The organism is Lactobacillus helveticus (assembly GCF_046109915.1).
GTDB lineage: Bacteria > Bacillota > Bacilli > Lactobacillales > Lactobacillaceae > Lactobacillus > Lactobacillus helveticus.
Window position 1 is genome coordinate 354,557 of sequence record NZ_CP151471.1, and the last position, 14,422, is coordinate 368,978.

The 14,422-nt window shown below is 36.2% G+C and carries 15 protein-coding genes; 13 read left to right on the top strand and 2 right to left on the bottom strand.

What is annotated here, in order from left to right:
- Positions 1 to 47: 47 nt before the first annotated feature.
- On the bottom strand, positions 48 to 1,475 hold the full coding sequence (locus tag AADV52_RS01890; protein ID WP_014918609.1) for an APC family permease: 1,428 nt from the start codon (positions 1,473 to 1,475) through the stop codon (positions 48 to 50).
- Positions 1,476 to 1,668: 193 nt separating this feature from the next.
- Here AADV52_RS01890 and ylxM point away from each other — a divergent pair, with 193 nt between their 5' ends.
- The 8 genes from ylxM (at position 1,669) to AADV52_RS01930 (ending at position 7,401) form a co-directional block, all read left to right on the top strand.
- Positions 1,669 to 2,010 carry a YlxM family DNA-binding protein gene (gene ylxM / locus AADV52_RS01895; RefSeq protein ID WP_003627552.1) on the top strand — a complete coding sequence of 114 codons (342 nt, stop codon included), beginning with the start codon at positions 1,669 to 1,671 and terminating at the stop codon, positions 2,008 to 2,010.
- Between the two features lie 4 nt (positions 2,011 to 2,014).
- Entirely contained in the window at positions 2,015 to 3,445 is a 1,431-nt protein-coding gene (gene ffh, locus AADV52_RS01900) for a signal recognition particle protein (protein WP_014918610.1), read from the top strand.
- 89 nt (positions 3,446 to 3,534) lie between these two features.
- A complete protein-coding gene (gene rpsP / locus AADV52_RS01905; protein WP_003627549.1) occupies positions 3,535 to 3,807 on the top strand; it encodes a 30S ribosomal protein S16 in 273 nt (90 codons plus the stop codon).
- A gap of 68 nt (positions 3,808 to 3,875) precedes the next feature.
- Complete coding sequence (gene rimM, locus AADV52_RS01910; protein ID WP_014918611.1) at positions 3,876 to 4,391, top strand: ribosome maturation factor RimM; 516 nt, start codon at positions 3,876 to 3,878, stop codon at positions 4,389 to 4,391.
- A complete protein-coding gene (gene trmD, locus AADV52_RS01915; RefSeq protein ID WP_014918612.1) occupies positions 4,381 to 5,100 on the top strand; it encodes a tRNA (guanosine(37)-N1)-methyltransferase TrmD in 720 nt (239 codons plus the stop codon). Before rimM ends, trmD begins: the two co-directional genes overlap by 11 nt.
- 112 nt (positions 5,101 to 5,212) lie before the next feature.
- On the top strand, positions 5,213 to 5,560 hold the full coding sequence (gene rplS, locus AADV52_RS01920; RefSeq protein ID WP_014918613.1) for a 50S ribosomal protein L19: 348 nt from the start codon (positions 5,213 to 5,215) through the stop codon (positions 5,558 to 5,560).
- 388 nt (positions 5,561 to 5,948) lie between these two features.
- The gene (locus tag AADV52_RS01925; protein ID WP_014918614.1) at positions 5,949 to 6,608 is read left to right on the top strand and encodes a uracil-DNA glycosylase; all 660 of its coding nucleotides are present in this window, start codon (positions 5,949 to 5,951) and stop codon (positions 6,606 to 6,608) included.
- Positions 6,601 to 7,401 carry an SGNH/GDSL hydrolase family protein gene (locus tag AADV52_RS01930; protein WP_014918615.1) on the top strand — a complete coding sequence of 267 codons (801 nt, stop codon included), beginning with the start codon at positions 6,601 to 6,603 and terminating at the stop codon, positions 7,399 to 7,401. The genes AADV52_RS01925 and AADV52_RS01930 overlap by 8 nt, the downstream gene beginning before the upstream one ends.
- A gap of 14 nt (positions 7,402 to 7,415) precedes the next feature.
- Here AADV52_RS01930 and lexA read toward each other — a convergent pair whose 3' ends face one another.
- Positions 7,416 to 8,042 (bottom strand): transcriptional repressor LexA, encoded by a 627-nt coding sequence (lexA, locus tag AADV52_RS01935; protein ID WP_014918616.1) that lies wholly within the window; start codon positions 8,040 to 8,042, stop codon positions 7,416 to 7,418.
- A 150-nt stretch (positions 8,043 to 8,192) separates the two neighbouring features.
- Between lexA and AADV52_RS01940 the strand changes: the two genes are divergently transcribed.
- From AADV52_RS01940 to AADV52_RS01960, 5 genes are all read left to right on the top strand, one after another.
- The gene (locus AADV52_RS01940; protein WP_014918617.1) at positions 8,193 to 8,456 is read left to right on the top strand and encodes a DUF896 domain-containing protein; all 264 of its coding nucleotides are present in this window, start codon (positions 8,193 to 8,195) and stop codon (positions 8,454 to 8,456) included.
- 62 nt (positions 8,457 to 8,518) lie between these two features.
- Positions 8,519 to 8,737 (top strand): YneF family protein, encoded by a 219-nt coding sequence (locus AADV52_RS01945; RefSeq protein WP_012212011.1) that lies wholly within the window; start codon positions 8,519 to 8,521, stop codon positions 8,735 to 8,737.
- An 81-nt stretch (positions 8,738 to 8,818) separates the two neighbouring features.
- Complete coding sequence (locus tag AADV52_RS01950; protein ID WP_014918618.1) at positions 8,819 to 10,576, top strand: ABC transporter ATP-binding protein; 1,758 nt, start codon at positions 8,819 to 8,821, stop codon at positions 10,574 to 10,576.
- Positions 10,569 to 12,362, top strand: coding sequence for an ABC transporter ATP-binding protein (locus tag AADV52_RS01955; protein WP_014918619.1), 1,794 nt, complete (start codon positions 10,569 to 10,571; stop codon positions 12,360 to 12,362). Before AADV52_RS01950 ends, AADV52_RS01955 begins: the two co-directional genes overlap by 8 nt.
- Before the next feature lie 94 nt (positions 12,363 to 12,456).
- The gene (locus AADV52_RS01960) at positions 12,457 to 14,400 is read left to right on the top strand and encodes a M13 family metallopeptidase (protein WP_014918620.1); all 1,944 of its coding nucleotides are present in this window, start codon (positions 12,457 to 12,459) and stop codon (positions 14,398 to 14,400) included.
- Positions 14,401 to 14,422 lie beyond the last annotated feature (22 nt).

A 14,422-nucleotide genomic window follows, 5' to 3' on the forward strand; every position in this document is an offset into this window, starting at 1 on the left:
TTACTCTCTATCAACAGGATTTGACAAAGAGCCTTTTTTATTAGAAATTATTTTTTCTTATCTAAAACTGAGTGATGAATGCAATAGCAGAAGTAAATAATTAAACCTAATATGAACCAAATGCCGGCGTAAAGTTTAGCTTGATAGTCTAAACCTAAGAAGACGATTAATGCAGCTAAGAATCCTAAAGCGGGCAATATTGGGTAAAATGGCATCTTAAATGATGGATCATCAATATCCTTGCCTTCACGTGGACGTAATCTGTAGATGCCCAATGATACAAACATGAAAGCAATTAAAGTACCTGCTGAAACTAATTGAGACAGCATGGAGAATGGGAAGAAAGCACCAAGCAAAATACCGCCAATGGTCAAAGTCCAAAGTGCATTATTAGGACGACGGTCAGAATTTAACTTACCTAACCATTTAGGTAGCATCCCGTCGCGACCAAATGAATAGATTAATCTTGAACCTGCCATACCCATTCCGATCAATGCAGTGAACATTCCCAAAACCGCGATAGTTTGAACAACTACAGCAACAATTGGGTGCCCAGCATAACGCAAAGCCAAACCAACAGGTTCTGCAGAGTTAGCATACATCTTGTATGGCATCATACCGATCAATATTAAACTTACGCCTACAAAAAGCGTAACAGCAATAGCCAATGAACCTAAAATACCACGAGGCATTGTTTTTTGCGGATTAATAGCTTCTGCAGAATTAGCTGCAATAGAGTCAAAGCCGATGTAAGACAAGAAAATCATTGATACACCAGCATAGATTCCTTGCCAACCACCAAATGGTCCATGGGCAGTAGGACGATATTTAGGAATAAATGGTGTAAAATTAGCACCCTTTAATGCAGTTAAACCAACTACAATAAAGAGCAAGATAGCTAAAACTTTAAGAACAACTAATCCATTTTCTACACGAGCAGCTCTTGATACCCCATGACTAATTAAGAGTGCTACTAATAGGATAGAAATAAGTGAAATTGCATCAATAATTCCACCATTGGTACCAAAAGCATTGGATAAAGAAGCTGGTAGCTTTAATCCCATAGGCGCGATCAATGCTCTAAAGTTGGCGGAAAGACCAGATCCAACAAACGCCGAAGCAATAAAGTATTCAGCTAAAAGAGCCCATCCGGCTACCCAGCCCCAGAATTCTCCAAATACTACGTTAATCCATGAATAAGCGGATCCTGCAAATGGCATGGCAGCGGCCATTTCAGCGTAAGCAAAAGCTACCAAACCGGCAGCAATTGCAGCCAAAATGAATGAAATTGCAACCGCTGGTCCGGTGTGTAGGGCAGCAACTTCACCAGGCAAGGTAAAGATTGAGGCAGAGACGATAGTCCCAACCCCTAAGGCTAAGAAATCTTTAACCTTTAATGATCGAACCAAGTGTCCATCTTTATTTTCATAAACACGTGGATCTTCTTTTTTGTTCATTCGTTGCCAAAGATTCACAATACAACTCCCCTTTATGTTTAAAATAAGATTACTTAATTATAATTAAAAATAAGTTAAAAAATCAACTGAAAGTAGTTAAAATTTTGTGTTTTAGTGAGAAAAAAGATAAATTTCCTTTATATAGCATAAATAGCAATTAACATTTTTGGTAGTATCATTTTTTTGATATACTAAAGACTGGTGAAAATTAATGGATGAATTAACTAAAAATGAAGAATTAGGCGACTTATATGCCTATTATGGTTCTTTATTAACTAAGGGACAGCAATCTTATTTTGAAGATTATTATTATAATGATCTATCATTAGGTGAGATTGCGGTCAATCATGATGTGTCTCGACAAGCTATTTATGATAATTTAAAGCGCTCGAGCAAGATTTTGCAAAATTATGAAGCAAAATTGCATATGCGGCGCGATAATAATCATATTGAGGATGTGCTGGCGGATGCACTTTTGTCGATAGATAATAATGATAGTAAAACTGCTAAAAAAGAAATAACCAATTTATTAAATCAATTGAGGGGAGAGTAAACCCATGGCTTTTGAAAATTTAAGTGAAAGAATTCAAAAAGCATTAAAAAATTTAACTGGTAAAGGTAAAGTTTCAGAAGAAGACATTAATAAGGCAAGTCGTGAAATTCGACTAGCATTGCTCGAGGCCGATGTTAACTTTAAAGTTGTTAAGGACTTTATTAAGACTATTAAGAAAGAAGCTCTCGGCAAAGAGGTTCAAGAAAGCTTAAACCCAGGTCAACAAGTAATTAAGATCGTTAATGAAGAATTGACGAAGATGATGGGTGAAGAGGCAGTTCCTTTAAATAAGTCTAAGCATATTCCAACTATTATTATGATGGTTGGTTTGCAAGGTACTGGTAAGACTACTACCGTTGGTAAATTAGCATATCATTTACAAAAGACGCAAAAAGCTCGTCCACTTTTAATTGCCGGAGATATTTATCGTCCTGCTGCTGTTGATCAGTTAAAGCAAATTGGTGAACAATTAAAGGTGCCTGTTTTTAGTGAAGATGGCGAAAAAGACGTTGCTAAAATTGTTCAAGATGGTTTAGCTGAAGCTGATAAAAACAAGAATGACTATGTCTTAATCGATACCGCCGGGCGTTTGGAAATTGATGAACCATTGATGGAAGAATTGGAGCGTGTTAAGAAGGTTGCACAACCAGACAACATTCTTTTGGTAGTTGATGCAATGACTGGTCAGGCAGCTACAGATGTTGCTAAAGGCTTTGATGAGCGTCTTGACGTTACTGGCGTAATTTTGACCAAGTTAGATGGTGATACTCGTGGTGGTGCTGCACTTTCAATTCGTGCAGTTACTGGTAAGCCAATTCTGTTTACTGGTCAAGGTGAAAAATTAAGTGATTTAGATATCTTCCACCCAGATAGAATGGCTTCCAGAATTCTTGGTATGGGTGACATGCTTTCCTTAATTGAAAAGGCACAACAAGATTACGATGCCAAGGAAGCTGAAAAAGTCGCTGAAAAGATGCGTGAAAATACATTTGACTTCAATGACTTTGTTGATCAATTGAAGCAAGTGCAAAAAATGGGTCCACTTGATCAAATTATGAAGATGATTCCTGGAATGGCAAATAATCCTCAATTAAAGAATCTTAATGTTGATCAAAAACAAATCGACCATACTATTGCCATTGTTTATTCAATGACTGAAGCAGAGCGAGAAGATCCTGATCTTTTGAATCCAAGTCGTAGAAGAAGAATTGCTGCTGGTTCTGGTCGTCCTGTTGTAGAAGTTAACCGCATGATTAAGCAATTTAAGCAAATGCGCGATATGATGAGCAAGATGACTAAAGGAAACATGAAGGGGTTAAGCAACTTGCCAGGTATGGATTCACCAATGGCTAAGATGGCTATGAGACGCCTGAATAAGAACTTTAAGAAGAACAAAAAGAAGCGTATGCGTAAGATTAAGAGATTCCATTCATAAAAAATAAAGGGTGTTAAGGAAAAACACTTTACACCTATTTGTTTTGGTGGTATATTATTAATTGTTAAGTTTTAGGAGGAAATTAATTTATGTCAGTTAAAATTCGTATGCACCGCGCTGGTGCCAAGAGAAAGCCATTCTATAGAATCGTTGTTGCAGACTCACGTATGCCACGTGATGGTCGTTTCATCGAACAAGTTGGTTACTACAACCCAGTTTCACAACCAAAGGAATTGAAGCTTGATGAAGACAAGATCTTTGATTGGTTACAAAAGGGTGCACAACCTTCAGATACTGTAAGATCACTTCTTTCAGGTGCAGGCTTGATGACTAAGTTGCACGACGCAAAATACAACAAGTAATCTTGTGATGATTAAAAGCTTGATGCTAAGTGCTCAAGCTTTTTTTCTTACTTAAAAAGGAGAAATATATGGAATATTTTGATGTCGCGCGAATTTTGACGACTCATGGACTAAATGGAGAAGTTAAGGTTAATGTGATTACAGACTTCCCTGAAGAGCGTTTTACTGAAGGGATGCACCTATCACTCAGAAGTGACACTAACCGCACATTAACGGTTGAAAAAAGTCGCCCTTTTAAACAATCTTGGTTGATTCAATTTAAAGAGATTACCGATATTGATCAGGCAGAAAAATTGCGTGGCCAGATTTTAGTAGTAAGTGAAGAAGATCGCGGCGAATTGCCTGATGGCGTTTATTATTATAAAGACATTTTTGATTGTGATGTAATTGATGAAGAAACTGGTAAAAGAATCGGTAAAATTGTTGATATCCAGTCTCCTGGTGCAAATGATATTTGGCTTGTGCATGAAGATGACGGTAAAGAATATTGGATTCCCAATATTGCCGATGTCGTTAAAAAAGTTGATGTAGCTGCCAAAAAGGTTTATGTAGAGTTAATGGAGGGGTTACGGGATGAAGATTAATGTATTAACACTTTTCCCAGATATGTTTACGCCTTTGCAGGTCTCAATGTTAGGGCATGGTCTAGAAGATGGCAAGTGGGATCTAAATTTAGTTAATTTCCGTGATTTCACAACAGATGTACATCATCATGTTGATGATACTCCTTATGGTGGTGGTGCTGGCATGGTGCTTCAAATTATGCCAATAAAAAAGGCTTTGGATTCTTTACCTTCTACTGGCAAGGTAATTATCACTGCCCCTCAGGGAAAGACTTTTAATGAACAAATAGCTCAAGATTGGGCCAAAGAAGATGAATTAACTTTTATTTGTGGTCACTATGAAGGCTTTGATCAAAGAGTCTACGACTTAGCTGATGAGACTGTTTCAATTGGTGATTATGTGTTAACTGGGGGAGAGCTTCCAACCATGAGCATGATTGATGCTACTGTACGTCTTTTGCCTGGCATTTTAGGTAATGCTGCCAGCCCAGTTGAAGAGAGTTTCTCACATGGTTTATTAGAATATCCGCAATATACACGCCCAGCTGATTTTGAAGGGCAGAAAGTACCTGAAGTATTAACTAGTGGAAATCATCAAAAGATAGCCGAGTGGCGTCATAAAGAAGCACTTAAGGCTACTTATCTTCACCGTCCAGACATGCTAGAAGATCGCCAGCTTACTAATGAAGAAAAGAAAATGCTTGAAGAAATTAAGTCAGAGCTTGATTAAGCTGGCTTGATTTGTTAAACTATTCTTCGTGGCAAATGCCATTAAATAAAGTTATGGGTGTTCCGCTGGCGCTGGTGCGTGAATGAATGCCGAAGAAGGAGAAAAATATATTATGGATCCATTAATTCAAGAATTGACTAAAGAACAAATTCGTGACGATATTCCTGTTTTCCGTGCAGGTGATACTGTTACTGTTCACGTACGTGTTGTTGAAGGTACTCACGAACGTATTCAGTTGTTCGAAGGTGTTGTAATTAAGAAGAAGGGTACTGGCATCGGTGCTACTTACACTGTTCGTAAGATTGCTTCAGGTGTTGGTGTTGAAAGAACCTTCCCAGTTAACGACCCACGTGTTGCTAAGGTTGAAGTTAAGCGTCATGGTCGTGTACGTCGTGCTAAGCTTTACTACTTACGTGAACGTCACGGTAAGTCAGCAAGAATTGCTGAAGCACGTCGTTAATCATAACGTCGATATGAAGAAGCTAGTTCCATTTGGAACTAGCTTTTTTGTTTTTACAAGAATTTTATATATTAATTTTATACAACTGTTATTATATTTACAAATTGTGAAAAGCAGCTAGGTGAAACTTCTGTGTAACATCAAAAATATATCACAATGTCTGATTAAATGGGATAAAAATGCCATTATATCAATAAATTGCTATTGTGAAGTGAATTTCACAAAGATAGATGCTAAGTGTGGAATTAAAGCGAAAGCCGCCATTTATCCACAATGGCGGCTTTTAATTTATATTAAATTGATTATATTATACTATGTTTCTTTTAAATGTAAAATATTTTTGATTAATATTATAATAAATATATTAAAAAAGAAATCAGGTGAGATGATGGATTATCCTAAGAAATTATTAGAGGAAGTAAAAGAACGGTCTAAAGGCATGCGCTTGGAAGGAATAAATTCAGGTAGTGGACCAAAGCATCCCTTGTTAAGGATTGTCGGTGAAGCACCAGGACGTAATGAGATTGTTAACAATATCCCATTTAGTGGTGATGCCGGCAAAGAACTGGATAAATCCTTGAAGCAAACTGGTTTATCACGAGATCAGGTTTATATCACTAGTGCGGTTCGTAGCCGTCCATTTAGCGTGAAAAAAGTTTTCAGCAAACGAGAAAATAAAGAGGTAATTAAAAGACCTAATCGTAAACCAACTAAAAAAGAAGTACTCGCGCATGCACCATTTCTTGATTATGAAATATCTTATGCGGATCCTCAGATTATTGTTGCTTTAGGAAACACTGGCTTAGAACGATTACTTGGCCCAGGTCACAAAATTTCGGCTGAACATGGCAAAGTTATTGAAAACACACCAATCCTTGAACTTAATACAGCTAAAGATGGCTATGTTTGGTCAAAAAAGAAGTACACGGTCATTCCGGAATATCACCCTGCAGCAGTTTTTTATAATCGTAAATTAAGCGATGATATTGTAAAAGATTGGGAAGTAATAAAACCTTATATCGATAAAGAAAGGGAAAACAATGAGTAACGAAACTTTTTTAATTCCAATTAGACAAAATAATGATCTATCCGATATCGCTCTTAATGAATTACGTATGGACTTAGATGAGCATCCCTTGCATCAAAGAGCCTATACAGAATTAGCATATTTACCAGGTAACAGTCGCAAATATAGCCTAAATAATGTCAAAACGATTGATAGCCCACTTAGAAATAAAAAGATTCTATTTTTGGGCTCATCTGTAACTTTTGGCTTCGGGGCTTTAGGTGAATCTTTCGTTGATTATTTATGGAAAAAAGATGGCATTGCGGCCATTAAAGATGCGGAAAATGGAACTACATTAGTAGATCAAGACACTAGTTATCATGGTGATTCCTATGTTGCTCGTTTCAAGGAAAATCTTAAAACTCCAATTGATATGTTGGTTTTACAGCTTTCTACTAATGATGCACGTACCAACCAGAAATTAGGCAAAGTTAGTGATGATGACCATTTTGATACGCAAACAATCATCGGTGCGATGGAGTATATCATCAGTCAAGCTCAAGCTACATGGCATTGTCCAATTATGATTTATACTAATCCATATTTTGAAAATAAGTTATATGAACAAATGGTAAAAGCAGCACATCAATTGGCTCAAAAATGGAATATTGAAGTCTTGGATTTATATAATAATCCTGATTTTAAAGACCAACCAGCTCTTTACATGGCTGATGAAATTCATCCAACGCGAGCAGGATATTTAGAAAAATGGCTGCCAGTTTTTGAAGATGAATTAACTAAAATTTTGGCAAAAAAAATAAACCCAAGCCATTAGCTTAGGTTTGATTACTAATCGATATTGTTTCTGTAAAGACCAACCACTTTACCTAAAATAGTTACCTCAGGTAAGATAATTGGAGCCATTGTATCATTTTCTGGTTGCAAACGGTAATGATCTTTTTCTTTATAAAAACGTTTAACAGTGGCTTCATTTTCAGCAGTCATAGCTACTACGATTTCGCCATTATTAGCGATGTTTTGTTTTTTGACGATAACATTATCGCCGTTTAAAATGCCGGCATTGATCATGCTTTCACCGTGAATTTTTAACATAAAGAGTTCACCAGCATCATTTTCAAGATCTGGTGGAAGTGGGAAGTATTCATCTATGTCTTGAACTGCTAAAATTGGTTGTCCAGCAGCAACAACGCCAACAACTGGAATTCTCTTTGGCTTGATGCCTAATTCTTTTTTACCCTCATCGGTAATTTCGAGTGCACGGGGTTTAGTTGCATCTTTGATTAAAAGGCCTTTGCGTTCTAATCGAGCCAAATGCCCGTGAACGGTAGACGTAGAAGATAGCTTAACTGCAGCACAAATCTCCCGAACTGTTGGTGGAAAGCCACGATGGTCGACAGTATCATAAATATAGCGTAAAATTTCTAGTTGTTTGGTATCACTGTTTTTCTTAGACATAATTTTTCTCCGTTATTGTAAAAAAGATTTTATTTATGCTTATTTTAACAAAAAAATAGCATAGTCTCAAACGAATGTTCTATGAAAAGTATCTTTTTTTATTGTATAAAATACTGTAGACTAAAGATTGTTAATGCGAGGTGAATATATATGAATAAAGATGCAATGAGTAAAGAAGAGGAAAAAAAGGTAACAGATCGAATTAACGAACTTTACCATAAGAAAGAAAAGGAAGGTTTGACTCCTGAAGAGGAACAAGAACGTAAAGAACTTCACAAAAAATTCCTTGCCAACTTCAGAGCTGCCTTTAAGCAAGATGTTGAAAATATGGTAATTATTGATAAGAATGGCAAAGAAGTAACTTCCGAAAGAGCCAAGCGTGCACAACGCAAAAAAGGTCTTAGAAAAGATTAATTAAGTCTTTAAAAAAGATGAAAATTTATGTAAGATATTATTGTTAGTTATGGAGGATTAATATGAATTTAGGTTTAGCAATTTTTTTGATTATTATTGCACTTTTGGTCGGCGCTGTTGCAGGTTTTTATGGTGCAAGAGCATACATGAAGAAATATTTTAAGGAAAATCCTCCAATTAGTGAAGACATGATTGTTGCTATGATGTCTCAAATGGGACAAAAGCCTTCTAACAAGAAGGTTCACCAAGTAATGAACATGATGAAACACCAACAAAAATAATTTGATTTTTTGTTGGATTGAAGGGTAAAGGTTTTTCCTTTACTCTTTTTTTATACTTTTTTAGGAAAATTAGGTTAAAAAGTGGGTATTTTTAGCAAATTAGGATGGTTTTTTAAACAGGAAAAGAAGCGCTATATTATTGGAATTACTTTTTTAGCGTTGACTTCACTAGCTAACTTAATTCCTCCGAGAGTTTTAGGCTTAACGGCAGACCAATTAGACAAGGGTCACATTTCCTGGAGCAAATATGCTGCATTAATTATTGCCGTTTTAGCGGCTGCTTTTACTCTTTATATTTTGCGTTACTTTTGGCGAAAGCAAATTTGGGGTGGAGCTGCTGAGCTTGAACGTCAAATGCGCTCAAAACTGTTTGATCATTTCATGATCATGGATCGAACTTTTTATCAGAGACACCGAACTGGAGACTTGATGGCTCATGCCACCAATGATGTGAGTGCCATTCAAAATGTAGCTGGTGATGGCGTGTTGACTCTAGTTGACTCATTAGTCATGGGTTTATCGACAATGGTTGCCATGATTATTTTTGTGGATTGGCGATTAACGATCGTTGCATTGTTGCCTTTGCCATTTTTGGCTCTTGGTGCCTGGAAATTAGGTGATCATTTACACGATGCATTTGATAAATCACAAGCAGCATTCTCACGGTTAAATAATAAAACTCAAGAATCAATTACTGGGATTAAAGTATTAAAGACATTTGATCAAGGCAAAGAAGATACAGCTGCTTTCGATAAAATGGTCGATGATACGATTAAAATCAATAAAAAAGTTTTTGTGTGGGATTCATTATTTGATCCCTTAGGTACGGCAATTATTGGAGCTACTTATGTAATCACAATTATTTATGGTGGCTTACTAGTAACTCACCATGTTTTATCAATTGGACAATTGGTATCATTCATTGCTTATATTTCTAATATGGTTTGGCCGATGTTTGCCATTGGCTATTTGTTCAATATTTTAGAGCGTGGTAGTGCTAGTTATGATCGTGTAGAAAAGCTTTTGCAAGAAAAGCCATTGATTACGGATGCACATGCAGATAACACGCTTTCCGCGGAAGATTTACAGGGAGACTTGGATTACCAAATAAAGACCTTTGCATATCCAGATGAAAAAGATATTCCTGTTTTGAAGAATATTGATTTTAAATTGAGACCAGGACAAACACTTGGCTTAGTTGGCCGAGTCGGCGCAGGAAAGACAACAATTATTGAATTGCTGTTAAGAGAATTTGATCAGTATGATGGTCAAATTACATTGAATGGTAAAGATATTCGAACAATTCCGTTAAAATTGTTGCTTAGTCAAATCTCGTATGTACCACAGAATAATTTCCTATTTTCTACTAGTATTGGAAGAAACATTGCATTTTCTTCAGAGGATGCGGATCAAGAAGATATTGCTTTGGCAGCACAAAAGAGTGATTTGCATGAAGATGTTTTAAAGATGCCTAAGGGCTATCAAACTCTAGTAGGAGAAAATGGACTATCATTGTCTGGTGGACAACGACAAAGAATGTCAATTGCTCGTGCCGTATTAAAAGACACTCAGATTTTGATTTTAGATGATGCTTTATCAGCTGTAGATGCAAAAACTGAAACGGAAATTTTGTCAGCATTGAGAAAAGAAAGAGAAAATAAGACGACTATGATTGCAGCTCATCGTTTGACTTCAGTTATGGATGCGGATTTGATTCTAGTATTGAAAAATGGGCAAATTGTTGAACGAGGCAATCACCAACAGCTTTTAGCTGAAAACGGTTGGTATGCAGAAATGTGGCGCAGACAAGAAAATGGAGGTGAAGATATAAATGAATGATGAACAACAAGAGTCAATCTGGGCTAAGGCAGTCCCATTTAAAGAACAAGTGACCATTTTTAAACGCTTGATGAAGTTTGTTAAGCAATTCAAAACTGAAATGATTATTGCTCTATGTGGTGCATTTTTAGTAAGTGTCATCAATATCTTATTGCCTAGAGGTTTGCAGTATTTTTTAGATCATTTTTTGCTTCATCAAAGTACCTCAGTTCAAATTATTTTGTTTGCGGGTTTACTGTATGCGATAGGTTCGCTTCTTAAAGCAATAATTCAATTTACATATCAGTATTTCTTTGCGTTAGGTTCGGAAAAAACATTGGAGAGTGTACGTCGAGCTTTATACAGAAAATTGCATCAATTGGGAATGCGTTATTTTGATCAAACACCAGCTGGTTCAATCGTTTCTAGAGTTACCAATGATACGATGACTCTCAGTAATTTCTTAACTGTTTTATCAACAGTAGTAATTGGTCTATTTTCAGTTGTAACTGCGCTAGTGGCCATGTTTACTACTAATGTGGTTGCGGGTTGGATTGTATTGGTCTTTGTACCTATTTTGCTATTTGTGATCTGGCTTTATTCACAAAAAAGTTCCCGTCTTTATCGTAATTATCGAGAACGTTTAAGTAGAATTAATGCGAATCTGAATGAATCAATCGAAGGCGTATCAATCATTCAGCAGTTTAATCAAGAAAAGCGAATGACTAACCATTTTGAAGGTGAAAATGGTGGTTTAATGCAGACGCGGTTTAATATGATCCGGGTAAATTCATTATTGCTTTCACCTTTAACAAGTTTGCTTTATTCGCTTGCATTAGCTGTTTCATTAATGTATTTTGGCTTTCCTTTAAGAGAAGTTTTTGTACCTGCAGGTGTTGTTTATGCATTTTCACAATATATCTCACAATTATTTAATCCTATTTCTACTATGATGGATCAGATGACCTTTTTCCAAGATGGGATTATCGCAGGTAAAAGAATTTTTAGAATTTTAGATGATGAACAATATGAACCACAGCAAGATGCTCAAGCAGGTTTAACTATCAATCGAGGGAAAATTGAATTTAAGCATGTTAGCTTTTCTTATGATGGCAAGCATGAGATTTTGCATGATGTATCATTTGTAGTTAATCCGGGTGAGACTCTTGGAATCGTGGGACACACCGGTTCGGGCAAAAGCTCAATTATTAATGTAATGATGCGTTTTTACGAATTTGGAAAAGGGCAAGTATTAATTGATGACGTTGATATTAGAAAATATCCTAAAGAAGAATTACGTAAAAAATTAGGCCTGGTCTTACAAGAACCATTCATGTTTTATGGTGATATTGCATCTAATATTCGTTTGTATAATCAAGAAATTACAGATGATCAGATTAAAAAGGCAGCTGAGACTGTTCAAGCAGATCAATTTATTGAAAAGATGCCTGGTAAATATCACGCCAAGGTAATTGAAGGCGGTGCAGAATTAAGTCAAGGTCAAAAGCAATTGATCTCTTTTGCTAGAACTTTGGTAACAGATCCTAAGATTTTAGTTTTAGATGAGGCAACCGCAAATGTAGGTAAAGAAACGGAAACTTTAATTCAGGAAGGGTTAAAGAGACTCCGTAAAGGTCGTACGACTTTGGCAATTGCACACCGACTTTCGACTATCGCAGATGCTGATCAAATTATTGTACTTGATCAAGGTCGAATTGTTGAAAGAGGTAATCACGAAGAACTGCTTGCCAAGAAAGGCTATTATTACAATTTATATACCTTGCAAAAAAATGAAGGCGAAAATTAATGCGGAAGAACGTTTGGTTAATCCTCAGACGTTCTTTTTGCTATAATGAATTTGAATGATTAAATAATTATGAATATTTCTATAAGGAGCAAATATGAGAAGATATTTAGCTGTACGTGGCGGTGCAGGGGATGTTGCTGAACCTGATTTAAACGCTAAGCCACAAGATAATTTATATTTAGCCGTCAATTCCGAATGGTTGTCTAAAGCAGAAATTCCTGCAGATCAAACTTCTGCCGGAGTAAATACTGAATTAGATATTAAAATTGAAAAACGCATGATGAAAGATTTTGCGGATATTGCGTCTGGTAAGGAAAAGATGCCAGATATTCGTGACTTCGATAAGGCGATTGCCTTGTATAAGATTGCGAAGAATTTTGATAAAAGGGATGCTGAAAAGGCAAACCCAATTCAAAATGATTTACAAAAGATCCTTGATTTAACTAACTTTGATAAATTTAAGGATAATGCAACAGAGCTCTTCATGGGTCCATATGCCTTGCCTTTTGTATTTGATGTAGATGCTGACATGAAAAATACAGATGTTAATGTCTTGCATTTTGGTGGTCCAAGCACATTTTTACCAGATACAACTACTTATAAGACACCTGAAGCTAAAAAATTACTTGATATTTTAGAAAAACAAAGTATCAACTTGTTAGAGATGGCAGGTATTGGTAAAGAAGAAGCACGTGTTTATGTTCAAAATGCTTTAGCCTTTGATCAAAAATTATCCAAGGTCGTCAAGTCTACTGAAGAATGGTCAGATTATGCTGCAATCTATAATCCGGTTTCTTTGACTGAATTCTTAGCTAAGTTTAAGTCATTTGATATGGCTGACTTTTTAAAGACAATTTTGCCTGAAAAAGTTGAACGAGTAATTGTAATGGAACCACGTTTCCTTGACCATGCTGATGAATTAATTAATCCGGCAAACTTTGATGAAATTAAAGGCTGGATGCTGGTTAAATATATTAATAGCGTAGCTAAGTACTTGTCACAAGATTTCCGTGACGCTGCATTTCCATTTAACCAAGCAATTTCAGGTACGCCAGAATTGCCTTCTCAAATTAAGCAAGCCTATCGTTTAGCTAATGGTGCTTTTGATGAAGTTGTTGGTATTTTTTATGGTAAGAAATACTTTGGTGAAGAAGCTAAACACGATGTCGAAGATATGATCCACAATATGCTTAAAGTATATGAGCAAAGAATCAATGATAATAATTGGTTATCTGAAGATACTAAGAAAAAGGCAATTATTAAATTAAGAGCTTTAGTACTTAAGATTGGTTATCCAGAAAAAATCGAAAAGATTTATGATCTTTTGCAAATTGACCCAGAAAGGAGTCTTTATGAAAATGAAGCTCAAATGGCAACGGTACGCACCAAGTATATGCTCGATAAATTAACTCAGCCAGTAGATCGTTCAGTATGGCTCATGCCAGGAAACTTGAACAATGCTTGTTATGATCCACAAAGAAATGATTTAACTTTCCCAGCTGGTATTTTGCAAGCGCCATTTTATGATATTCATCAATCCCGTGGTGCAAATTACGGTGGTATCGGTGCAACTATTGGTCATGAAGTTTCTCATGCCTTTGATAATAGTGGTGCTAAATTTGATGAACACGGAAATATGAATAACTGGTGGACTGATGAAGACTTCGCTGAATTCAATAAGCGGATTGGCCAAATGGTTGATATTTTTGATGGCTTGCAATACGGTCCAGCTAAGATTAACGGTAAGCAAGTAGTAGGAGAAAATATTGCTGACTTGGCAGGGCTTGCTTGTGCTGTTCAAGCTGGTAAGAACGACAATGTTGATTTGAAAGACTTGTTTGAAAATTATGCAAGAAGCTGGATGCAAAAGCAACGTCCAGAAGCAATTAAAACTGAAGTGCAAGTTGACGTTCATGCACCACAACCAACTCGTGTAAATATCCCAGTTCAATGTCAAGACGATTTCTACACTGCATTTGATGTTAAGCCTGATGATGGCATGTGGCTTGATCCTGAAGATAGAATTACTATTTGGTAATTTAGACAAAATAAAAATGACT